At 73.0% G+C, this 22,025-nt stretch carries 17 protein-coding genes and 1 pseudogene; 7 read left to right on the top strand and 11 right to left on the bottom strand.

Translation table 11 applies throughout. The annotated features are described in order from the left end of the window. Positions 1 to 13: 13 nt before the first annotated feature. The 3 genes from C3492_RS22195 to C3492_RS22185 all read left to right on the top strand — a co-directional run bounded on the left by C3492_RS22195 (position 14) and on the right by C3492_RS22185 (position 2,831). Positions 14 to 496 carry an SseB family protein gene (locus C3492_RS22195; protein WP_103813517.1) on the top strand — a complete coding sequence of 161 codons (483 nt, stop codon included), beginning with the start codon at positions 14 to 16 and terminating at the stop codon, positions 494 to 496. Between the two features lie 142 nt (positions 497 to 638). Then, positions 639 to 1,610 carry a pirin family protein gene (locus C3492_RS22190; protein WP_103813516.1) on the top strand — a complete coding sequence of 324 codons (972 nt, stop codon included), beginning with the start codon at positions 639 to 641 and terminating at the stop codon, positions 1,608 to 1,610. 156 nt (positions 1,611 to 1,766) lie between these two features. Further along, a complete protein-coding gene (locus C3492_RS22185) occupies positions 1,767 to 2,831 on the top strand; it encodes an AI-2E family transporter (RefSeq protein ID WP_103813515.1) in 1,065 nt (354 codons plus the stop codon). Here C3492_RS22185 and C3492_RS22180 read toward each other — a convergent pair. Further along, on the bottom strand, positions 2,783 to 4,933 hold the full coding sequence (locus C3492_RS22180) for a SpoIIE family protein phosphatase (protein ID WP_103813514.1): 2,151 nt from the start codon (positions 4,931 to 4,933) through the stop codon (positions 2,783 to 2,785). The two genes, C3492_RS22185 and C3492_RS22180, sit on opposite strands and share 49 nt — an antisense overlap. Before the next feature lie 163 nt (positions 4,934 to 5,096). Between C3492_RS22180 and aspS the strand changes: the two genes are divergently transcribed. Then, entirely contained in the window at positions 5,097 to 6,860 is a 1,764-nt protein-coding gene (aspS, locus tag C3492_RS22175; RefSeq protein ID WP_103813513.1) for an aspartate--tRNA ligase, read from the top strand. 112 nt (positions 6,861 to 6,972) lie between these two features. Here aspS and C3492_RS22170 read toward each other — a convergent pair whose 3' ends face one another. The 3 genes from C3492_RS22170 to C3492_RS22160 form a co-directional block, all read right to left on the bottom strand. After that, positions 6,973 to 7,665 (bottom strand): hypothetical protein, encoded by a 693-nt coding sequence (locus C3492_RS22170; protein ID WP_103813512.1) that lies wholly within the window; start codon positions 7,663 to 7,665, stop codon positions 6,973 to 6,975. Between the two features lie 101 nt (positions 7,666 to 7,766). Then, on the bottom strand, positions 7,767 to 8,378 hold the full coding sequence (locus C3492_RS22165; RefSeq protein WP_103813511.1) for a Uma2 family endonuclease: 612 nt from the start codon (positions 8,376 to 8,378) through the stop codon (positions 7,767 to 7,769). 47 nt (positions 8,379 to 8,425) lie between these two features. Further along, a complete protein-coding gene (locus C3492_RS22160; RefSeq protein WP_103813510.1) occupies positions 8,426 to 9,307 on the bottom strand; it encodes a helix-turn-helix domain-containing protein in 882 nt (293 codons plus the stop codon). Between the two features lie 373 nt (positions 9,308 to 9,680). Between C3492_RS22160 and C3492_RS22150 the strand changes: the two are divergent. Then, positions 9,681 to 9,944: pseudogene (locus tag C3492_RS22150) on the top strand (helix-turn-helix domain-containing protein); the annotation flags it as partial. 111 nt (positions 9,945 to 10,055) lie between these two features. Here C3492_RS22150 and metG read toward each other — a convergent pair. The 5 genes from metG to C3492_RS22125 form a co-directional block, all read right to left on the bottom strand. Further along, the gene (gene metG / locus C3492_RS22145) at positions 10,056 to 11,672 is read right to left on the bottom strand and encodes a methionine--tRNA ligase (protein WP_103813509.1); all 1,617 of its coding nucleotides are present in this window, start codon (positions 11,670 to 11,672) and stop codon (positions 10,056 to 10,058) included. An 81-nt stretch (positions 11,673 to 11,753) separates the two neighbouring features. Then, positions 11,754 to 13,445 carry a VWA domain-containing protein gene (locus C3492_RS22140; RefSeq protein WP_181140492.1) on the bottom strand — a complete coding sequence of 564 codons (1,692 nt, stop codon included), beginning with the start codon at positions 13,443 to 13,445 and terminating at the stop codon, positions 11,754 to 11,756. Between the two features lie 84 nt (positions 13,446 to 13,529). Further along, entirely contained in the window at positions 13,530 to 15,473 is a 1,944-nt protein-coding gene (locus tag C3492_RS22135) for an FUSC family protein (protein ID WP_103813508.1), read from the bottom strand. 32 nt (positions 15,474 to 15,505) lie between these two features. Then, positions 15,506 to 16,504 carry an endonuclease/exonuclease/phosphatase family protein gene (locus tag C3492_RS22130; RefSeq protein ID WP_103813507.1) on the bottom strand — a complete coding sequence of 333 codons (999 nt, stop codon included), beginning with the start codon at positions 16,502 to 16,504 and terminating at the stop codon, positions 15,506 to 15,508. Between the two features lie 17 nt (positions 16,505 to 16,521). After that, on the bottom strand, positions 16,522 to 17,304 hold the full coding sequence (locus tag C3492_RS22125; RefSeq protein ID WP_103813506.1) for an alpha/beta fold hydrolase: 783 nt from the start codon (positions 17,302 to 17,304) through the stop codon (positions 16,522 to 16,524). Between the two features lie 88 nt (positions 17,305 to 17,392). On the opposite strand from C3492_RS22125, the gene C3492_RS22120 reads away from it, so the two are divergent. Beyond that, on the top strand, positions 17,393 to 18,733 hold the full coding sequence (locus C3492_RS22120; protein WP_103813505.1) for a PLP-dependent aminotransferase family protein: 1,341 nt from the start codon (positions 17,393 to 17,395) through the stop codon (positions 18,731 to 18,733). Positions 18,734 to 19,022: 289 nt separating this feature from the next. On the opposite strand, the gene C3492_RS22115 is transcribed toward C3492_RS22120, so the two are convergent. Together C3492_RS22115 and C3492_RS22110 are read right to left on the bottom strand one after the other, a co-directional pair. After that, positions 19,023 to 19,931 (bottom strand): hypothetical protein, encoded by a 909-nt coding sequence (locus C3492_RS22115; protein ID WP_103813504.1) that lies wholly within the window; start codon positions 19,929 to 19,931, stop codon positions 19,023 to 19,025. Positions 19,932 to 20,176: 245 nt separating this feature from the next. After that, a complete protein-coding gene (locus C3492_RS22110; protein WP_181140491.1) occupies positions 20,177 to 20,692 on the bottom strand; it encodes a hypothetical protein in 516 nt (171 codons plus the stop codon). Positions 20,693 to 20,836: 144 nt separating this feature from the next. On the opposite strand from C3492_RS22110, the gene C3492_RS22105 reads away from it, so the two are divergent. After that, positions 20,837 to 22,025 (top strand): PP2C family protein-serine/threonine phosphatase (locus C3492_RS22105; RefSeq protein ID WP_258055820.1); only part of this gene is annotated, 1,189 nt, incomplete at its 3' end.

The following is a 22,025-nucleotide window of genomic DNA, read 5'->3' as shown; positions in this document are numbered from 1 at the left end:
TACGCTTCTCCCCATGTACGGATACGGCCAGCCCATGGACGGGGGCGCTGCCCAGCAGCAGTACGCCTCGTCGCAGCAGCAGATGCCGGGTGGTGTCGGCGGATACGGGCAGCAGCCGCCGCTGTACCCCGAGCCGTCGCCGCCCTCGCTCGCGGACGCGGTGCGCGCCTTCACGACCGGCCAGATGTCCGCCGAGGACTTCCAGCAGATCTTCGCCACGTCGAAGGTGTACTGCCCGCGCGGTGACACGCCGGGTTTCCTGGCGCTGCACAACACCCAGCAGCCGGTGATCCCGATGTTCACCTCGCTGAAGGAGCTGCGCCGGTACGCCGGCAAGGAGTCCAAGTACTTCGTCATCACCGGCGCCGAGGTGATCGACCTGCTGCCGACCGGCTACGGCTTCGTCCTCGACATGGAGGGCGAGCACCGGATGGTCTTCGACGCGAAGGCGGTCGAGCAGATGGTCGACTTCGCGATGCGCCGCATGTACGGCTAGGCGCCGTTGCCGCGCGAGCGGCGGTCGATCCGCGCACCCGCGCACCGGGAGCCCGGAGGGAATGCCCTCCGGGCTTTCTCTGTTCTGGGTGGCAAGAAGTTCAACGCTCAACTAAAGTGGGCGTACCAAGGAGGTACCCACCATGCCTGCAGTGACCGTCGAGAACCCGTTGACGCTGCCCCGTGTGACCGCTCCCGCCGACGCCGTGGCACGCCGTGTGCTCACCGTCACGACCGCTCCGAGCGGTTACGAGGGCGAGGGCTTCCCGGTGCGCCGGGCGTTCGCGGGGATCAACTACCGCCACCTCGACCCGTTCATCATGATGGACCAGATGGGCGAGGTGGAGTACGCGCCGGGCGAGCCCAAGGGCACCCCCTGGCACCCGCACCGCGGCTTCGAGACCGTCACCTACATCATCGACGGCGTCTTCGACCACCAGGACAGCAACGGTGGCGGCGGCACCATCACCAACGGCGACACCCAGTGGATGACCGCCGGCTCGGGCCTGCTGCACATCGAGGCCCCGCCGGAGTCCCTCGTCGTGTCCGGCGGCCTCTTCCACGGGCTCCAGCTGTGGGTGAACCTCCCGGCCAAGGACAAGATGATGGCCCCGCGCTACCAGGACATCCGCGGCGGCAACGTCCAGCTCCTCACCACCCCCGACGGCGGTGCGCTGCTGCGTGTCATCGCCGGCGAGCTGGACGGCCACCAGGGCCCCGGCATCACCCACACCCCGATCACGATGATCCACGCCACCCTCGCCCCCGGCGCGGAGATCACCCTGCCGTGGCGGGAGGACTTCAACGGTCTGGCGTACGTCCTCGCGGGCCGCGGCAGCGTCGGTGCGGAGCGCCGCCCGATCCACCTGGGCCAGACGGCCGTCTTCGGCGCCGGCTCCTCGCTCACCGTCCGCGCGGACGAGAAGCAGGACTCGCACACCCCGGACCTGGAGGTCGTCCTCCTCGGCGGACAGCCCATCCGGGAGCCGATGGCCCACTACGGCCCGTTCGTCATGAACACCAAGGAAGAACTGATGCAGGCCTTCGAGGACTTCCAGAAGGGCCGGCTCGGCAGCGTCCCGGCGGTCCACGGGATGTCCGAGGGCGGCATCTGACCGCTCCCCGGTGACGGCGCCGGCCCGCGGACGACCCGCCGGGCGCCGCCGACTCCCCCTCACGACCCCGGCCGTACGTCGGCCGGGGTCGGCGTTTTCTCACCCGCCCGGACCCGCTCGCAGGACAGTAGCGGCGCCGCGTGATCCGCTGGACGCGTGCAGTTCCTCCCTGTCGCCGTCCGCCGGTTCGCCGCCTGGTGTGTCGTGCTGCTGCTCGCCGCCGGGGTCGGGTGGGTCGGGGTGCGGCTGTGCGCGGAGTTCCGTACGGCCGTCACGCCGGTGCTGCTCGCCCTGCTCGGGACCGCGCTGCTCGGGCCGTTGTACCGGCAGCTGGTGCGGGCGGGGGTGCAGGCGTCGGTGGCGGCCGGGCTCACCTGTGTCGCCGTGGTGGCCGTCGTCGGCGGCGCCGTGTACATCGTGGTCGCCGCGCTCGTCGACACCGGCGCGGAGATTCTCGCCTCGCTGCGGACCGCGGCCAAGGGGGTCGCACGGCACTTCGGTGCCGCGGGGACGAGTCTGGACGACCTCGCCGCCAACGCCCGGGAATGGCTGGGCAAGTTCGGCAGCACCGCCGCGTCCAACGTCATCAGCGGCGTCAGCGTCGTCGCCGAGTCCATCGCCATGGCCGTGCTCGCCCTGCTGCTCGTCTTCTTCTTCCTGCGCGACTCCCACCGCGCCGTGGCCGGCCTGCGCTCGCTCGCGCCCGGCGGCAGTGCCGAGCTCCTGGAGGCCATCGCCCGGCGGTCCTTCGCCGCGGTGGAGGGGTTCATGCGCGGCACGACCTTCATCGCGCTCATCGACGCCCTGTGCATCACCGTCGGCCTGCTGATCCTCCGGGTGCCCGGTGCGATCGGGCTCGGCGCGCTCGTCTTCGTCGGCGCCTACATCCCCTACCTCGGCGCCTTCCTCTCCGGCGCGGTGGCCGTGCTGGTCGCCCTCGCCGACCGGGGCTTCGTCATCGCGCTGTGGGTGCTCGGGGTGGTGCTCGCGGTGCAGGTGCTGGAGGGACACGTGCTGCAACCGGTGATCCAGAGCCGGACCGTGCAGATGCACCCGGCCGTGGTGATGCTGACGATCACCGCGGGCGCCTCCGTCGCGGGCATCCTCGGCATGCTCCTCGCCGTCCCGCTGACCGCTGCGGCCTTCGGGGCCGTCCAGGAGCTGCGGGGGCGTCAGGCCACCTCCTCCGACGCGCCGGCCCCCGAGCCCCCCGGTTCGTAGAGCTCGAACCAGATGCTCTTGCCCTCGCCCCGTGGGTCCACCCCCCAGCCGTCCGCGAGGAGTTCGATCAGCATCAGGCCCCGCCCTGAGGAGGCCAGTTCGCCGGGGCGGCGCTTGTGCGGGAGGTCGTCACCGGTGTCAAAGACCTCCACCCGCAGCCGCCGCCCGGGGCCCTCGCCCATGACCTCGGCGAGCAGCAGCGCGTCGGCGTCCGTGTGCACCAGCACGTTGGTGACCATCTCCGAGACCAGCAGCACCGCCGAGTCCACCTGCTCGGCCGACGCCCAGTCGTGCAGCAGCCCGCGCAGGTGCTGGCGGGCCTCGGCGATCCGCTCCGGCTCGTCCTGCGCCACCGACAGCAGCGTGCGCCGCACCACCGGCCGTACCGCGACGGTGTCGCCGCGCCCGCGGCCCTCTCCCGGCCGGCCCAGCAGCAGCAGCGCGATGTCGTCCTCGCGGCGGTCGGCCAGCGGACCGGTGGTGTGATGCGAGGACGGCCCGTGCACGCCCTGCACCAGCGCGTCGGCCAGGGACTCCAGGTCGCCCTGGTGGTCCTCCAGGATCGCCCGCAGCCGGCGCCAGCCGCTCTCCATGTCGTGCCCGCCGGTCTCGATCAGGCCGTCGGTGCACAGCATCAGCGTCTCGCCGGGTTCCAGCGTGAACCGGGTGGTCGGGTAGTCGGCGTCCGGGTCGAGGCCCAGCGGCAGCCCGCCCGCCGTCGGCCGCGTCATCACCGTGCCGTCCGCCATCCGGATCACCGGGTCCGGGTGCCCGGCGCGGGCGATCTCCAGCCGGCCGGTCGGCGGGTCGGCCTCCACGTACAGGCAGGTCGCGAAGCGGAGGTCGGCCAGCGCGTCCTCCCCGGCCTCATCGGTGAGGCCGTGCAGGAAGCGTGAGGCGCGGGAGAGGACCGCGTCCGGACGGTGCCCCTCGGAGGCGTAGGCGCGCAGCGCGATCCGCAGCTGGCCCATCAGGCCGGCCGCGCGCACGTCATGGCCCTGGACGTCCCCGATGACCAGGGCGAAGCGGCCGGAGGGCAGCGGGATCATGTCGTACCAGTCGCCGCCGACCTGGAGTCCGCCGCCGGTCGGGATGTACCTGGCGGCCACCCGCATCCCGGGGATCTCGGGGCCGAGCGAGGGCAGCATGGAGCGCTGGAGGCCCTCCGTCAGCTCCCGCGCGGACTCGGCGGCACCGGCCCGGGACAGCGCCTGGGCGAGCATCCGGGCGACCGTCGTCAGGACCGCGCGCTCGTCCGGGGTGAACGCCACCGGGTAGGTGAAGGCGGCCATCCAGGCGCCCATCGTGCGCCCGCCCGCCGTCAGCGGCAGGAACGCCCAGGAGCGGCGCCCGAGGTGCCGGGCGAGCGGCCAGGTCGCCGGGTAGCGGTCCCGGTAGGCCTCGGGCGAGGACAGGTACACCGCGCGGCCCGTGCGCACGACCTCGGCCGCCGGATAGTCGGTGGCCAGCGGCATGTTCGAGAAGGGGCCCATGTCGGCGGGGGTGTGCCCGTGCTGCCCGGTGATCGTCAGCCGGTCGCCCTCGACGCCGAACACCACGAGCCCGTCCGGCGAGAATCCCGGCATCGACAGGGCGCCCGCGACCCGCAGCACCTCCGCCGTGGACCGGGCCTCGGCGAGCGCCCGGCCCGCGTCGAGCAGGAACGCCTCCCGGGAGCGCCGCCAGTCCCCGGTGACCGCGCTGCGGCCGGCCGCCGTGCCCGGGGTCGGCTCGGTCACCTCCTGGAGGGTGCCGATCAGCTCGTACGTGTGCCGCTCGGGGTCGAAGGACGGCTTCGACCGGCTGCGGACGACCCGCACGATGTTGCCGTCCCCGTCCATGATCCGGATGCGCACCTCGGCGAGGGTGCCCTCCGCGACGGCCAGCCGCACCACACCGGTGATCTCGTTCCAGTCGACGGGATGGAATCGGGCCCGGGTCTGCGCCTCCGTCAGGGTGGCCGGCTCCGCCGGCAGGCCGAGCAGCCGCGCCGCCTCCGCGTCCACGGTGACCAGCCCGGTGTCCGTGTCCCAGTGCCAGAGCCCGGTCGCGAGGGCGGCGAGGACGTCCTCCACGGACGGCAACGGCTCACCTGTACGCATTGCCCCACTTTATGGAGAGGTGAGCGAAGCCTGCCACCGTAGGCGGGCGAGCGGTACGGACGGTAATGGTGGGGAGCCGATCTTGGGGTGCCCGGTACCCTTGGGATGGCCTAGGCCGTACCCGCCTGGCGACACCCGATCCGCAAAGACTGGATGAACGACGATGCATCGGTACAGGTCCCACACCTGCGGCCAGCTCCGCGCCTCTGACGTCGGCACCGACGTCCGGCTGAGTGGCTGGCTGCACAATCGGCGCGACCTGGGCGGCATCCTCTTCATCGATCTCCGTGACCACTACGGCATCACGCAGCTCGTCGCGCGCCCGGGCACCCCGGCGTACGAGGCCCTGGACACGATCTCCAAGGAGTCCTCGGTCCGTGTCGACGGCCGCGTTGTTTCACGTGGAACCGAGAACGTGAACCCCGACCTGCCCACCGGTGAGATCGAGGTCGAGGTCACCGAGGTCGAGCTGCTCGGCGCGGCGCAGCCCCTGCCCTTCACCATCAACACCGAGGACGGGGTCAACGAGGAGCGGCGCCTGGAGTACCGCTTCCTGGACCTGCGCCGCGAGCGCATGCACCGCAACATCATGCTGCGTACGGCCGTGATCTCCGCGATCCGCCAGAAGATGGCGGCGATGGGCTTCAACGAGATGGCGACGCCGATCCTGTCCGCCACCTCCCCCGAGGGCGCCCGCGACTACGTGGTCCCCTCCCGTGTGCACCCGGGCAAGTTCTACGCGCTGCCGCAGGCCCCGCAGCAGTTCAAGCAGCTGCTGATGATCTCCGGCTTCGACCGCTACTTCCAGATCGCGCCCTGCTTCCGCGACGAGGATGCCCGCGCCGACCGCTCGCCCGGCGAGTTCTACCAGCTCGACGTGGAGATGAGCTTCGTCGAGCAGGAGGACGTCTTCCAGCCGATCGAGAAGCTCATGACGGAGCTGTTCGAGGAGTTCGGGGGCGGCCGTCACGTCACCTCTCCGTTCCCGCGCATCCCGTTCCGCGAGGCGATGCTGAAGTACGGCTCGGACAAGCCGGACCTGCGCGCCAAGCTGGAGCTGGTGGACATCACCGACGTCTTCGAGGGCTCGGAGTTCAAGGCCTTCGCGGGCAAGCACGTGCGCGCGCTGCCGGTGCCGGACGTCTCCGCACAGCCCCGCAAGTTCTTCGACCAGCTCGGTGAGTACGCCGTCGAGCAGGGCGCCAAGGGCCTGGCCTGGGTGCGCGTGGCCGAGGACGGCTCGCTCTCCGGCCCGATCGCGAAGTTCCTCACCGAGGCGAACGTCGCCGAGCTGACCAAGCGCCTCTCCCTGGCCCCCGGCCACGCCGTCTTCTTCGGCGCCGGTGAGTACGACGAGGTCTCGAAGATCATGGGCGCGGTCCGTGTGGAGGCGGCCAAGCGTGCGGGCCACTTCGAGGAGGGCGTGTTCCGCTTCTGCTGGATCGTCGACTTCCCGATGTACGAGAAGGACGAGGAGACCGGCGGGATCGACTTCTCCCACAACCCCTTCTCGATGCCGCAGGGCGGCCTGGAGGCCCTCCAGACGCAGGACCCGCTGGACGTCCTGGGCTGGCAGTACGACATCGTCTGCAACGGCGTCGAGTTGTCCTCCGGCGCGATCCGGAACCATGACCCGGAGATCATGCTCAAGGCATTCGAGATCGCCGGCTACGACCGGGAGACCGTCGAGGAGAAGTTCGCGGGCATGCTGCGCGCGTTCCGCTTCGGCGCCCCGCCGCACGGTGGTATCGCCCCGGGTGTGGACCGGATCGTCATGCTCCTCGCGGACGAGCCCAACATCCGCGAGACGATCGCCTTCCCGCTCAACGGCAACGCCCAGGACCTGATGATGGGCGCCCCGACCGAGCTGGACGAGTCCCGCCTGCGCGAGCTGCACCTGACCATCCGCAAGCCGCAGCCCAAGTAGGCGACCGGACACACGTCCGGCCGTGCGCACCGATCCGTCCTGACCCGCTCCGGACGGATCGGCGCGCACGGCCGTCTCCGGGCCCGGTGACCGGTTGCGTCCCTGCCCCGGCTCACTCGCCCTGTTCGTCGGTCTCGGTGTCCGGGGACGCGCCCTCCTCCAGCAGCCGCTCGGCGATGTCGTCGGACCAGTGCTGGGCCCAGGCGCGCAGGGCGGCGACGGCGGCGTCGTCCAGGCCGTGGCGGAGGAAGTCCCGGTCGGAGTAGAAGTCCGTGCCCGTCAGCCGGGACTGGAGGGTCGGCAGGTCGAACGGGTCATGGGCGTGCCGGCGGCCCAGTTCCTCCAGGGCGGGCAGGGAGAACCGGGCCGCCGCGGCCTGCGCGTCGATGAGATCGACGGCGGCGCCCCGGTCGTACAGGGCACGGATCTTCGTGCCGACGGCGTCCGCCAGGGAGAGCGCCGGGCCGTACCCGGTCAGTTCCGGCGGCTGCCAGAACGCCTCCTTGTGCAGCGCGAGCGCGCACGGCTCGCCGGTCGGCGGGTCCGTGACCGTCAGCTGTGCGGTGCGCGCGGTGATCGCGCCGGCCCGCACCCGCCGCCCCCGCGCCTCCAGGGCCGCGGCTACGGCACCGGCGATGTGCTCCACGGCCTCGGCGCTCTCGGTGGCGAAGTCCAGGTTGGCGTGCGGGCGGCGGAGCAGTCCGTGCGCCTGGAGGGCGTAGCCGCCGGCCAGGACCAGACCGTACGGGCCGCCCACGGCGACGACGTCCGCGAGAAGCCGGTGATGGGGTTCGGGGATGTCCACACGAAGATCTTTCCGGCTTCCGGCCGCTCATGCGCGACGAGTGGCAACTGTTTCCCGGACAGGACGGGGCGGCGGGCCGTCTCCGAGTCGGTCCTACCGCCCTACCGCTGCCCGTCGCCTCCTGCCTCGTAGCGGGGCAGGCCCTCGGTGGAGATGGTCCAGTCGCCGATGGTGACGTCCTCGCCGTAGACGAAGTCCTTGCGGGTGGCGTAGCGGGGGCCGTCGGGGGTGGCGTGGATGTCGGTGAGGACGGCGCCGGTTCCGGTGCGAGGGTCGAAGATCGCGTAGACCGGGATGCCGATCAGGGGGTAGTCGCGCAACTTGGTGACCCAGTCGTTGTCCGGGTTGGACCGCGAGACGATCTCGACGGCGGCGATGACGGTACGGGGGTCGAAGGCCCCCTCTCCCTCCATGTCCGCCTCGGCGATCACCATGATGTCCGGGCGGCGCATGATGCCTTCCGGCTCCATCTCGACGTCGGGCTCGCCCGTGTGGGCCACGATCTCCTCGGGCATGACCTTCTCCAGGCGTTTCCGGAGACGGAGCGCGGTGAGCTCGTGCGGCCGCACAGGCGACATCAGGTCGAGGACGATTCCTTCTTTGGTGATCTCGAACTTGCCGGGGAGGGTGCCGTCGGTGGACTCCACGAAGTCGCGCATGGCCCGGTACAGGTGGGAGGCGCCCTGCCGCGCGTTGTCCGGGGCGATGGTCATGGCGCTCGCTCCTCGTCGTCTGTGCCCAGGGGCAAGGATCGTCGCTCTCATGCTAGGCGGCCTCCGGGAGGCGGATCGGACCGGCAGTCGCGGCACCGGCCCGGTTCAGGCGCCCGGAAGGCGCGGTCACAGCCGTCGCAGGTCTGGAGGGGATGCCGGGGCTGCGGGGCTGGTGCAGTCGCTGGCCGGAGCGGCGGCAGGGGCGGCAGCTGGGCGGCCAGGCGGTGGGCCAGGAGGGCGGCCGGGCGGATCAGGGGCTCGTCCGGCAGGTTCGCGGTCAGGGCGTGCCGTACGGCGGCGGGGGTGAGGTCGCGTTCCAGCCAGGCCGCCACGCCGGGGGCGAGGTGCTCGGCGTCGGTGACGGACAGCAGCAGGCGGGGGTCGTGGCGGCGCAGGCCGGCGAGGACGTCGAGGGCTGTCCGGAGCAGGACGGCGGCGGGGAACGACGGCTGGGGCACCGCGGGCAGGCGGCGTTTACGTGGCGCGGGCTCGTCGGGGGACGTGCGCGGGGTGGCCGACCTGCGGGCGGTCGTCTCCCGGGCGGCGTGGTGGCCGGGCCGGTTGCAGGAGACCGTGCGGGTGACGATCCGGCCGGTGGGCGTGCGCTCGCGGGTGCGGCGCAGGTAGCCGTGCGCTTCCAGCTCCCGCAGGGCGGTGGCGATACGGGTCGGGCCCTCGGGGAAGCGGGCGGCGAGGGTCTTGATGTCCACGGCGGTGCCCGGCCGGACCGACTGGATGTAGCAGGCCAGTCCGATGGCGAGCAGGGACAGCTCGGGGTGCTGGGCCAGGTCGTTGCCGATCACCGTGAAGTTCTCGGTGTGGCGGACGTGGTCGTGCGTGACGCCGGCGGGCCGGTGCCCTTCGGGGTGGTTCTTGCCCCGGATACGGGACTGAACGGGCTTCGGCGCGCTAGGGTTTTCGGTGTCCATCGGGAAGGGCCTTACTTCCTCGGTGGTCAGGCCCTCGCACTGGGAATGCCAGTCCCGGCGAGGGCCGTCCCATGTCTGGGGATGCCTGTGTGCTGCTGGCGCCGAGCCCAGGGCAGCCAACCGGTCGCGAATCCAGCCCACTTGGCATATTCACTCGCGGGAGTGAGTTTGCCCGGCGGGAGGGAGGGGTGGGGCTTGGCGGGGTCCTTTCTCCCCAGTGGGTAGTGCATAGGGAGCGCAGGTCGGACCGGGGCGCGGGCGGTCAGGTCCCGGTGACCGTCCTGTCGTGGTCCGGTGGTGTCCGGGCTTGTTCTAGCGTCGCGTACGGGTAGGGCGTGGCTGGCACGAGGCGGCACGACGGAGGGGCGCGCGCATGGCGGTGGACGGCGAGCTCCGGCAGCTGAGGACCGAGGCTGACGAGTCGGGGTGGGAGGTGGACCCGGACGACGAGTGGGGCGTGGCGGTGGGGATGCGGGCCGGAGACTTCGGGAAGGCCGTGGGATACGGCGAGGACCTCGTCTACAAGATCGAGGCCGGGAAGCGGATTCCCCGGCCGGAGTACCTGGACAGGGCGGACGAGGTGTTGGGGGCGGGTGGGCTGCTCTCGGCGATGAAGGAGGACGTCAACAAGGTCCGGGAGGCATGGGGGGACTTCGTGACGTACGCGTCCGGGAACTGACCTCTCGGTTCACGACGGAAGGGCCTGGGGAGCGCACGCTCCCCGGGCCCTTGCCGCTCACGTCACGGGTCAGACGGCCGGCTTCTCCTCCAGACGCGGGAAGAGGACCGCGCCCTTGGTGATCGTGGAGCCCGCCGGCAGCTTGCCCCACTCGCCCGCCTCCTGGACCCGCTGCTCGGCCAGGGCGCCGAGGCCGGCCTCCGCGCCGAGGGAGTCCCAGAGCTTCTGGGAGGTCTCCGGCATGACCGGGTTCAGCAGCACGGCCACGGCACGGAGGGCTTCCGCGGCCGTGTAGAGGATCGTCGCGAGGCGGGCCCTGCCCTCCTCGGACTCGTCCTTGGCCACCTTCCACGGCTCCTGCTCCGTGATGTAGCCGTTGACCTGCTTGACGAAGTCGAAGACGGCCAGGATGCCGCCCTGGAAGTCCAGCTGCTCGCCGATGCGGCGGTCCGCCTCGGCCACGGCCTTGGCCAGACCGTCGTGGACCGCCTTCTCCGCCTCCCCGTCGGCGGCCGACTCCGGCAGCGTGCCACCGAAGTACTTGCCGACCATGGCGGCCACGCGGGAGGCGAGGTTGCCGAAGTCGTTGGCCAGCTCGGAGGTGTACCGGGCGGAGAAGTCCTCCCAGGAGAAGGAGCCGTCCTGGCCGAAGGCGATGGCCCGCAGGAAGTACCAGCGGTAGGCGTCCACGCCGAAGTGCGAGGTGAGGTCCTGCGGCTTGATGCCGGTCAGGTTCGACTTCGACATCTTCTCGCCGCCGACCATCAGCCAGCCGTTGGCCGCGATCTTGCCGGGGAGCGGGAGACCCTGGGCCATCAGCATGGCGGGCCAGATCACCGCGTGGAAGCGGAGGATGTCCTTGCCGACCAGGTGGACGTCGGCGGGGAAGGTGGCCTCGAACTTCTCCTGGTTCTCGTTGTAGCCGACCGCCGTGGCGTAGTTCAGCAGCGCGTCGACCCACACGTAGATCACGTGCTTGTCGTCCCAGGGGATCGGGATGCCCCAGTCGAAGGTCGAGCGGGAGATGGAGAGGTCCTGAAGGCCCTGGCGCACGAAGTTCACGACCTCGTTGCGCGCGGACTCGGGCTGGATGAAGTCCGGGTTGGCCTCGTAGTGGGCGAGGAGCCTGTCGGTGTACTCGCTCAGCTTGAAGAAGTAGTTCTCCTCGCTGAGGATCTCCACCGGCTTCTTGTGGATCGGGCACAGCTTCTGGCCCGCGTACTCGCCCTCGCCGTCGAGCAGTTCACCGGGGAGCTTGTACTCCTCGCAGCCGACGCAGTACGGGCCCTCGTAGCCGCCCTTGTAGATCTCGCCCTTGTCGTACAGGTCCTGGACGAATTCCTGGACGCGGTCGGTGTGCCGCTTCTGCGTGGTGCGGATGAAGTCGTCGTTCGCGATCTCCAGGTGCTCCCAGAGAGGCTTCCAGGCCTCGGTGACGAGCTTGTCCGCCCACTGCTGGGGCGTGACCCCGTTCGCCTCGGCCGTGCGCATGATCTTCTGACCGTGCTCGTCCGTGCCGGTGAGGTACCACACCTTCTCGCCGCGCTGACGGTGCCAGCGGGTGAGCACGTCGCCTGCGACGGTCGTGTAGGCGTGGCCCAGGTGAGGAGCGTCGTTGACGTAGTAGATGGGGGTGGAGACGTAGTACGCCTTGCCACCCTGCTTCTCGGATCCAGTGGCCGCCATAAGTCGAAATCCTACTGGCCCGCCGAAGATCGACTCACATGCGTTTCGGGGGGTGGACGGGTGTCCACCCCCCGGGTGGGATCACGGACGCCAGGTGGCCAGTACGCCCTCGTAGAGCTCCGTGTCGGTGAGCTCGCGCGGGGCCGGCCCCGCGTGGAAGAAGGACGTGTTGCCGGTCTTCAGCTTGCGGAGGTAGTCGAAGGCCTTGTTGTCGTGGTCACCGAAGGCGACGAAGGAGAAGAAGACGGCGGGGTGGCTGGTCGCCGTCTCGGTGAGGGACTGGGTGGCGGGGGTCTTGGCGTCCGGGGCGCCGTCGGTCTGGAACACGACCAGGGCGGGGGTGCCGGGGGTGGCGTTCTTCTCGTAGTGCGCCACGACGGCCTGTACGGCGGCGTGGTAGCTGGTACGGCCCATGCGGCCGAGGCCGGCGTGGACGTCGTCGATCTTCGTCTCGTGGTCCGGGGTGAGGGTGAGGTCGGTGGTGCCGTCGACCTCCGTGGAGAAGAAGACGACGTGGACCGTGGCCTCGGGGTCGAGGTGGGCGGCGAGGGCGAGGGTCTGGTCGGCGAGGGCCTGGGCGGAGCCGTCCTTGTAGTACGGCCGCATGCTCGCGGAGCGGTCGAGGACGAGGTAGACCTTGGCGCGGGTGCCGGTGAGGCCGGTCTTCTTGAGGGTGGTGGTGGCGGCCTTGTAGGCGGTGGTGAGGGAGGGGGTGCGGGACTTGATCCTGGCGAGGGTGTTGGCGGGCTTGGCCTGGTCACCCGCGTCGGCTTCGCGGGTTGCCTGTGGCGCCGGGGCCGTGTCCGCCTCGGCTTCGCGGGTTGCCTGCGGTGCCGGGGGCGTGTTCGCCTCGGCTTCGCGGGTTGCCTGCGGTGCCGGGGGCGTGTCCGCGTCGGCTTCGCGGGTTGCCTGCGGTGCCGGGGGCGTGTCCGCGTCGGCTTCGCGGGTTGCCTGCGGTGCCGGGGGCGTGTCCGCGTCGGCTTCGCGGGTTGCCTGTGGCGCCGGGGCCGTGTCCGCCTCGGCTTCGCCTTCGGCGTCCGTGTTCCCACCCGTACCACCCGTGCGGATTTCGTCGTCGGCTGCGGGTGGCCCCTGTGGGGCGTCCTCGCCGTCGGCGGCCTGCGGGGCGGTGGGCGCCGCGGCGGCTTCGTGGGCCTCCGCTTCCACGTCCGCCTCCGCCTGAGCCGCAACCTCCGCTTCCGCTTCTGCCTCGGCAGCGGAGCCGGTCGTCTGTTCCGCTTCCGGCTCCGGCTGGGGCTCGGGCTCCTCGGTGGTCTCCGGCTCGGACTCGGCCTCGGTCGTCTCCTCGGTCGTCTCCTCGGCCTTCGGCTCGGCCTCCGTCAGGGCCGACGGTGCGACCTTCTCCTCAACCTCGTCCTCGGTCCGGGCGGAGGCGGGCTCTTCCGCCTTTTCCACCTCGGCCTTCTCCTCCTCGGCCTTCGGCGGGGCCGGCTCCTCCGTGCCGGCCGGAGTCGGTTCCTCGGGCTTCTCCGCGGCCGTGGGCTGAGTCGGTTCCTCGGGGTTGTCCGTCGGCTGGGCCGGGGTGGTTTTCACCTTGTCGAAGGCCGCTGCCACCAGGTCGTGTTCCTCGGCGGCCGGCACCAGTTCGTGTTGCTCAGCCGCTGCCGCCGGTTCGTGTTCCTCGGCGGGAGTGCGGCGGGGTTCCGGGACCGAGGGGGTGTGCGCGGGGGTCTCGGTCGCACCCTCCGGCTCGGTGGCTCGTGCTTTGCGTGAGCGGCCGAATGCGTTCCGCAGGAGAGTGAGAATGCCCATGTGCGCAACCCTTCGTGAGGTGTAGCCGTCAATCCCTGGCCAGGACGGACACGTAAGGTTAGCGGCCCCGGATTACGGGGGCGCTCAGCGCGGGGACGCGATCGAGCGGGCCGCGGCGACCTCCTGGCGCAGGGGTTCCAGCACGCTGCCCGCCGGGCCGGTCAGGTCGGTGCGGACGGCGATGAGGGTCTCCGCGTTCCGTACGCCCTCCGACAGTTCCCGCAGTTGCAGGGTGACCTGGGCGACCTCGGCCGAGGAGGGCGCCGCCGCCCCGTGGCGGACGCGGACGCGGGCGGCCGTCGTGGCGTCCACGATCCGTTCCACGGCGACGACCAGCGGCCACCACGCGGCGGCGCGTCGGCCGGTCGGCGGTGGTTCGGTCAGGGCCCGCTGGAATTCCGTCCGGATGACGGACAGGTCGCGGTAGAGGCGGCGGCGCATGCGGGCCCGGGCGGGCGGGTCGGCATGCGGGCCGAAGGCGGCCTCGACGTACGCCGCCGTGTCGGCCACCGCGTCGGCGAGGCGGTCGCCGACCCGGGTGTGCCAGCTCTCGGGCCACAGGAGGTAACCGGCGGTCAGGGCGACGGCGCAGCCCAGGAGGGAGTCGGCCAGCCGGGGCAGCAGGAGCGCCGTGCCCTGGTGGTTGAGGACGTCGGACAGGATGAGGATCACCGGGGTGATGGCGGCGGTCTGGTAGCCGTAGCCCCGGGGGGTGAGGGCCGGGATCAGGGGGGCCAGGAGGAAGAGGACGGGGACGTCCCACCAGCCGAGCGGGACCTCGGCCAGCACCACCGCCGCGATCAGCAGACCGGCCACCGTGCCGAGGGCGCGCAGCAGGGCGCGGGAGAAGACCGAGCCGAAGTCGGGCTTGAGGACGAAGGTGATGGTCAGGGCGACCCAGTTGGAGCGCGGGACGGGGATCAGCGAGACCAGGGCCTGCGCGATGCCGATGCAGACGGCGAGCCGTACGCCGTAGCGCCAGGAGTTGGCGGACAGGACGACGTTGCGGGCCGCGCGGGCGGTGCGGACGCCGAGGGCGGCCGGCCGGCCGAGGCGGTCGTCGATGCCCCGGGGGTCCACGTCGGGGGCGGTGACGACCTCGGCGGCATGGCGCAGGGCGTGGTCCACCGCCCGGGCGGTTTCCGTGGTGGGGACGGGGAGGTTCAGGGGCGGGAGGGTGCTCGCCCCGGTGGCGACGGCATCGGCCAGGTGGTGGAAGGCTTCCGGGATCTCCGGGGGGAGCGGGCGGGCCGCCAGGTGGGCCGCGGGGGCCGCCTCGATCACCGGGGTGATCGCGTTGAGCTGGGCGAGGAGGCGGGTGAGGTCCGGGCTGCGGCCGTGGTGGCGGGCGCGCCGGGCCAGGATCAGGTCGTACGACTCGTTGAGGGAGTGGGTGACGGTGCGGCGGGCCTCCTCGTACTCCTCGGTGCGGTCGGTGCCCGCGGTGGTGAGGAGGGTGGCGACCGTGCGGTAGGTGGCGGCGACCGCGGCGCGTTCGGGCACGCCCGCGCGCAGTGGCCAGGCCAGCAGCCCGAGGCCGAGGACGAGGAGGCCGCCGCCGGTCAGCAGGGTCGGGGCGAGCCACCAGGGGGAGGGAAGCGGGAGCCCCGCGCCCACCACGCAGTTCAGCAGCAGGAGCAGGCCGGAGACCGAGGCGACCGCGCCGATCGTGGAGATCATGCCGGAGACCAGGGCGACGCCGGTGACCGCGGCCACCGCGTACCAGCCGTGCCCGTACACCAGGGTGCCCAGGGTCACGCCGACCGCGCCGAAGAGCTGCGGTACGGCGATGTTGAGGACGCGCATGCGGTAGGCGTCGGCGGTGTCGCCGATGACGCCGGACAGGGCGCCCATGGAGGCGAGGGCGCCGTACGCCGGGCGGCCGGCGGCGAGGCCGAGCGCCAGCGGGAGGGCCATGGCGAGGGCGGCGCGGGCCACGGCGGCCCCGTTGACGGGGGCCTGCTGGGGTTTGAGGTTCCGCACCAGCCAGTCGGGAGGGGTGAGGCTGATGGGGAACTCTCGGGACATGCGCCCATTATCACCGGGTTGATCCATTCGGGTCAGGCCCGCCCGTGCAGGGTTCGGGCCTGCCAGCGCACTGTTCGGTCCCGCCCGTGCAGGGTGAGGTCCACGACGAGGGCGCGGTGGTCGGTGCCGGACACGCGCAGGAAGAGGGCGCCGCTCGCGGTGAAGTCCCGGGACACCAGCACGTGGTCGATCTGGACGCCGATGACGGAGGCGGTGCGGGCGGGCCAGCTCGGGGCGCGGTCGTGCCCGGTGAGGCGGGCGGCGTCGCTGAGGCCGGTGTCGAGGACGCGCCGGAAGGCCGCGTGGTCCTGGGAGGCGTTGAAGTCCCCGGCGAGGATCAGGGGGCCGTCGTCGTGGGCGGCGGCGAAGGCGCGGAGCCGGGCCAGTTCGCGGCGCCACGGGCCCACCCGGTCCGGCAGCGGCGGCACGGTGTGGGCGAGCTGGAGGCGTACGGCGTGTCCGCGTACGTCGGCCACGGCGCCGGGCATGCCCAGCGTGCCGCGGACGCCCGCGGCGGGGCCGAGCGGGAAGCGGCTCAGGATGAGGGAGCCCTTGGAGCCGTCCTCCTCGACGGCCCGGCGGTGCGGGTAGACGCTCGCGAAGTCCCCTTCCAGGGCGGCCCGGCAGCCGGACTCGCACTCCTGGACGAAGACCACGTCCGGCCGCCGGTCGCGCAGGACCGCGACCAGCGCGGGCGTGCCGCGGCCGGACTCGACGTTCGCGGTGAGCACGCGGAGCCGGGCGAGGGGTGGCCCGCTTGGCTCGGCGGTCTTGCCGTACGGCTCCAGGTACCAGGCGAGCAGGCCGAGGACGGCGACCCCCCAGACCAGGCCCGGCCACCAACGGGCGGCCAGCGCGCACAGCAGCGCGAAGCCGGTGGGGGCGAGCAGCCAGGGCAGGAAGGCGAGCAGTTGCGGTACGGGGGTGATGCCGTCGGTGTCGGCGACCCGGCAGCCGACGACCACGCTCACCCCGGCGAGCAGCAGCCCGGCGCACCAGGCGCCGGGCCCGCGGCCGGAGCGCTGGGTCACGCGAGCGAGCCTACGTTTCAGCCGTCCAGCCGCGCCAGGAATTCCGCCAGCGCGCGGTTGAACTCCTCGGGGCGTTCCAGGTTGGGCAGGTGGGCGGCGCCCTCGATGACGTGCAGGACGGAGTCGGGGAGGGACGCGTGCATCGCCTCGGCGCCGGCGACCGGGGTGTAGGTGTCGTCGGCGCCGACGAGGACGAGGGCGGGTACGGGCAGCGTCGTCAGCAGGGCGCGGTAGTCGGGGCGTTCGGCCCGGCCGCGCAGCGCGGCGGCGGCACCCTCCGGGGAGGTGGCCGTCATCATGCGGTGCACATGGGTCTTGACCTCGGGGTCGGCGTAGGGGGCGACCATCTTCTCCAGCACCTCGTCGGCGTAGCCGCGCATGCCCTCGGCGAGCAGCCGGCCGGCCATGGCCTCGCGGCCCCGTCGGCCCTCGGGAGTCTCGGCCTCGGGGAAGGTGTCGGCGAGGACGAGGCCCCGGATCCGGTCGCCGAAGCGGGCGGCGCACTCCATGGCGATCTGGCCGCCCATGGACAGGCCGGCGAGGACGAAGGTGTCCACGCCCAGGTGGTCCAGGAGGTCCGCGATGTCCTGGGCGTGACGGGCGAGCGGGACCTTGCCGGGGGTGACGGGGGAGGCGCCGTAGCCGCGCAGGTCGGGGGCGATGACCCGGCGGGTCGCGGCGAACTCGGTGAGCTGCGGCCGCCACATCGTGCGGTCGAAGGGGTGGCCGTGGACGAGGACGAGGGGGACCCGGGAGGAGGTTCCGGGGTCTTTGTCCTCGAATGCGAGGAAGGAGGGCATGGCAACGACCCTAGGGTGCCGTCGTCACTCGGTGCAATAAGATCTTTGCCCTCGGTGCAATCCAACGGGTGCGGGGACAGGGGGAGTTGTGGACGACTACCGGCGCATCGCCGACCGGATCGCCGCCGACATCACCGCCGGACGGCTGCGGCCCGGCCAACGGCTGCCGCCTCAGCGGGTGTTCGCGCGCCGCCGGGGCATCGCGCCGTCGACGGCCGGTCGGGTGTACGCCGAACTCGTGCGCCGGGGACTGGTGGTGGGCGAGGTCGGCCGCGGCACGTTCGTGCGGGCGACCGCGCCGGGCGGGCAGCCCGGGATCGCCCTGACCGAGGCGGCCGGCGCCCCGCTGGTCAACCTGGAGCTGAACTACCCCTCCGTGCCCGGCCAGGCCGAGCTGCTGGCGCCGGCCCTGACCTCGCTGCTGCGGCCGGACGCGCTCGGCCTGGCGCTGCGGCCGGCCCCGGCGGCGGGCACCCCGGCGGCCCGGGAGGCGGTCGCCGCCCTGCTCGCCGGGAGCGGGCTGCGGGCCGGGCCGGAGCGGATCCTGTTCACCGGCAACGCCCGCCAGGCCATCGCCGCCACCCTCGCCGCGCTGGTCCGGCCCGGCGGCCGGGTCGGGGTGGAACCATTGACGTATCCGCTGGTCAAGGAGATCGCGGCGCGCCTCGGGCTGGTCCTCGTGCCGCTCGCCGCGGACGCGGAGGGGCCGCTGCCGGAGGCGGTGGCCGCCGCCCACCGCGGCGCGCCGCTGTCCGCGCTCTACCTCCAGCCGGCCCTGCACAACCCGACCTCGCGCACGATCGGCGCCGGGCGGCTGCGGGAGCTGGCCGACTGTGTCCACAGGCTGGGGACGCCGGTGGTGGAGGACCGGATCTGGGCCTTCCTGGACACCGGCGGCACGCCCCCGCTCGCCGCGCTCGCGCCCGGTCTGGTTCACCTCGTCGACAGCCTGTCCAAGCGGGTCGCTCCCGGACTCACCGTCGGCTACGCCGTCGTACCGGAGGACCGCGTGGAGGCGGTGGCGCGGGCCGTCCGCTCCGGCGGGTGGAGCGCGGGCTCCTTCGCGCTGGAGGCGGCCGTGCGCTGGCTCGGGGACGGCACCGTGGACCGGCTGGTGGCCGCCAAACGGCAGGACGCGCGGCGCCGGCAGCGGCTGGTCGCCGAGAGACTGGCCGGGTTCACCGTACGGTCCGACCCGGCCGCCTACTTCGCCTGGTGGGAGCTGCCCGCGCCCTGGCGGGCGGACACCTTCACGGCGGCGGCACGGTCACACGGCATCGCCGTCACCCCGGGCACGGCCTTCAGCGTCGACCCCAACCGGACACCGGACGCGGTCAGGCTCGGACTCGGGTCGGTGTCGGAGGGGCGGTTGGGACGGGCACTGGAGACGCTCGCCGAGGTCGCGCGGGGCGGGGCGGCCGGGGTGTGAGAGTGGGACGGGGCCGGCAGGGGTTTGACGGCTGTGCGCGGGGGCCGGTCAGTTGTGGGCCGGGGGCCGGCAGTGGTCTGGGGTCGTGCGCGGGGTGTCGGGCGGGCGTGGGCGACGGGCGGTCGGCGGGTGGGGCTCGGTGTGTGGGGGGAGGGGGGAGCGGTTGGGGCGGGTGCCGGGGGTGCTTGCCGGCGTGGCGTGGGGTGGTGAGCCGGATGGTGAGGGGGGCCGGGGGCCGGCGGGGGTTTGACGTGGTGGCGCGTGGGACCGGGGTGGGTGCCGGGTGGGGTCAGGTCCGGGCCCGGGGCGGTGGGGCGGGTGCCGGGGGTGCTTGCCGGCGTGGCGTGCGGCGGGGCAGTCGGAGGCGGCGGGTGAGCCGGACGGCGAGGGCGACCGCCAGGCCGAGGCCCAGCAGCAGCCAGGCGGTCGTGCGCAGGGTGCCGGTCAGGGCGTCGTAGACGGCGCCCGCCGCCGGGTGGGGGACACCGGCGGGCAGGCCGGCCAGGGTCAGGCCACGGCCGACGTCCAGGGCGATGACCAGCAGGGCGCCGCCCAGGGCCGTGCCCAGGGCGGTCGCCGTGACGGCCCGGCGCCGGTGGACGGCGAGCGCGATCCCGCCGACGGCGAAGACCACGGCCGCCACCGGCAGCCAGAAGCCGGCGACTTCCAGCACGTGGTACCCCTTCCGCAGCGTGGGCAGCCGGTCCGCCGGGAGCACGGGCACCTCGGTGTGCTCCACCGGGATGTGCGCGGCGAGCGGCACGTGATCACGGGTGAGCTGGAGTTTGACCTGGGCGGTGACGGGAGCCAGGTCGACGGTGACGGCGCGCTCGTCCTCCCCGCGCAGGGCGCGCAGGACGGCGTCGTGGGTGATCCGGTTGCCGGTGTCCCAGGCCAGCCGGAAGGCGCGGGTCTGGGTGAAGGAGCGCACCGCGTCGTGCACGAACGGCCGGACCGAGCCGCGTACCGGGCGCATGTCCAGATGCTCGTCCACCGCGCGCAGGATGCCGTCGCCGACCGTGTCCACGACGGCCTCCCGCACGGCCGGGTCGGCGGCGAGCGGCGCCATCGTGGTGACGTACCGGCCCGTGTCGGTGAGCCCGTACGCCGCCCAGGCCGCCAGCGCGCCGAACGGCACGAGGAGGCAGGACAGGGTGATCAGTACGGCCGACAGGGCGCTCCTGATGCGTGGGGGCACGCTTCCAGGCAAGGGCCGGCGGGGCCGGGGCGCGAGCGGGAGGACTGCGTTCGGGCGCTCTCCGGTGGAGGCTTCACCCGAACGGGTGTTTCCTGGTGCTGGGGAGAAGGAAGTGGCTGATGCGGGCCACTGGGGAGACAGGGGAGTGCGTGGGCCCCGGCCGACCGGCCGGGGCCCACGCACACCCGCCCGGGACGCGGCCTCGCCGGCGGATCCGGCACCCGGCCCGGCGTCCGAACGCGTCCTCAGCGGATCCGGCGTCCGAACGCGTCCTCCCGCGTGTAGTAGTGGTAGAAGAACGCGGCGAAGGTGGCCGCCGACACCAGCAGCGACATCAGCACCGCCCGCGGCACGTCGCCGCTCTGGCTGCCGCTCTGGGTGGGGATGAAGCTGCCCCGCTGGTTGTAGAGGAAGCCGAACGCGCAGCCGACGAACGCCGTCCACAGCAGCGCGTGCACCTCCCGCGGCATACGGGGGGACAGGATCAGCAGGGCCGCGCACAGCACCGCGAACACCAGCGCGCTGAGGAAGCCGAGCAGCAGGTTCGAGCCGGTGATCGGGCCGCCGACGCGGTCGTTGGCCGCCACCCAGTAGCCGTAGATCAGCCCCAGCACCACCGGGACGGCCAGCCGCCCCATCGCGTGGGTGCGCGCGTCGAAGACGTCGGGTGAGCGCCGGACCACGTCGGACGACCGCCGCTCCGCCACGGGCGTGCGTCCGGGCCGGGACATTCCGCCGGGCGTGGGTGCCGCTTGAGCCATGAGGGCACTCCTCTCTCTCCTCGCCCCCGTGTCCAGCGCACACCGGGGCGCACGACCTGGCAAGTCGGCCAGGAGGGAGACGGGTGCCCGGATGCGCGCCGTTCTCGCCCGTGGTTCGCTGAAGGACATGGAGGGCCGGCCGCCGTGACGGAGACGGAGTACGGGCGGCGGCGCCGCCCGCTGCTACGGATCCGCGGGGCGGGCGTCGCGTGGCTGCCGCCCCTGCTGCTGCTCGTCGGTGTCATCGTGCTGGACTTCAACACCGGCGAGAAGTTCCGGATCATCACCTGGATCGTGCTGGTCCCGGGCATCGCCGCCGCGATCTGCGGGGTGTGGACGACTGCGGCCTACGGCGTGCTGTCCGTGGTGACGTACGTCCTCGTGGACAACGCCTGGCCCGACCAGTACCAGGCCGGATTCGGCGACTTCCTCCTCGTCGCCCTCGGCGGCGCCCTGGCCACCCTGGCCGCGGTCGTGCGCGTGCGTCAGGAGCGGCACGCCGGGCACATGCGGGACATCGCCGAGACCACCCGGCGCACCGTGCTGCGTCCGCTGCCGCCGTGCTGGGCCGGGCTGGAGCACGCGGGCGTGTATCTGGCCGCCGACGTCGACGCCCGGGTGGGCGGCGACTTCTACGACATCCAGCCCGGTCCGCACGGCACCCGGGTGCTCGTCGGTGACGTGCAGGGCAAGGGGCTGGGCGCGGTGGAGGCCGCGGCGGCGCTGCTCGGTACGTTCCGCGAGGCGGGGTACCACGAGAAGGACCTCCGGACCGTCGCCGAGCGCCTGGAGACCCGGATGCGGCGGCAGCGCGCCCACACCGCCGCGCTCGGCCGGGACGACGGCGACCGCTTCGCCACCGCCGTGCTCATCGCCTTCCCCGAGGGCACCACGGACGCGATCGACGTCACGAACTTCGGCCACGAACCCCCGCTCGCCGTCGGCCCGCGCGGGGTCCGGGAGCTGCCCAGTGGCGACGGGCTGCCGCTCGGCCTCGGTGACCTCGCGGGCGGGCCGCCGCCCGTGCACCGGGTGCGGCTGGCCGCCGACGAGACGCTGCTGCTGGTCACCGACGGGGTGACCGAGGCCCGCGACGAGCCCGGCGAGTTCTACGAGCTGGCCCGCGAGGTGTCCCGCGCGGTCCGCGCGGACCCCCGTCGCACGGAGCCGCGCCGCCTGGTCCGCCGGGTCCGCGACGGTGTGCTGCGCCACAGCGGTGGCTGCCTGGAGGACGACACGACGATCTTCGCGGTCCGGCGCCTGAGCGGGGATGCGGGGGCGCCGGGTGCTGGGGGCGAAGGGGCGTGGTGGGGTGGACGCGTCGAGAGGGTGC

Source organism: Streptomyces sp. Ru62 (assembly GCF_002920615.1).
Classification (GTDB): domain Bacteria; phylum Actinomycetota; class Actinomycetes; order Streptomycetales; family Streptomycetaceae; genus Streptomyces.
The sequence above is the reverse complement of the archived record's forward strand: the minus strand, read 5'-3'. Positions and strand labels throughout refer to the sequence as shown.

Bases quoted from the DNA above. Each gene is read 5' to 3' on its own strand.
- C3492_RS22135 (WP_103813508.1), bottom strand. From the start codon at position 15,473: ATGTCCCGAGAGTTCCCCATCAGCCTCACCCCTCCCGACTGGCTGGTG.
- C3492_RS22140 (WP_181140492.1), bottom strand. From the start codon at position 13,445: ATGGGCATTCTCACTCTCCTGCGGAACGCATTCGGCCGCTCACGCAAA.
- metG (WP_103813509.1), bottom strand. From the start codon at position 11,672: ATGGCGGCCACTGGATCCGAGAAGCAGGGTGGCAAGGCGTACTACGTC.
- C3492_RS22180 (WP_103813514.1), bottom strand. From the start codon at position 4,933: ATGCGTACAGGTGAGCCGTTGCCGTCCGTGGAGGACGTCCTCGCCGCC.
- aspS (WP_103813513.1), top strand. From the start codon at position 5,097: ATGCATCGGTACAGGTCCCACACCTGCGGCCAGCTCCGCGCCTCTGAC.
- C3492_RS22190 (WP_103813516.1), top strand. From the start codon at position 639: ATGCCTGCAGTGACCGTCGAGAACCCGTTGACGCTGCCCCGTGTGACC.
- C3492_RS22195 (WP_103813517.1), top strand. From the start codon at position 14: ATGTACGGATACGGCCAGCCCATGGACGGGGGCGCTGCCCAGCAGCAG.
- C3492_RS22160 (WP_103813510.1), bottom strand. From the start codon at position 9,307: ATGGACACCGAAAACCCTAGCGCGCCGAAGCCCGTTCAGTCCCGTATC.
- C3492_RS22165 (WP_103813511.1), bottom strand. From the start codon at position 8,378: ATGACCATCGCCCCGGACAACGCGCGGCAGGGCGCCTCCCACCTGTAC.
- C3492_RS22125 (WP_103813506.1), bottom strand. From the start codon at position 17,304: ATGCCCTCCTTCCTCGCATTCGAGGACAAAGACCCCGGAACCTCCTCC.
- C3492_RS22110 (WP_181140491.1), bottom strand. From the start codon at position 20,692: ATGGCTCAAGCGGCACCCACGCCCGGCGGAATGTCCCGGCCCGGACGC.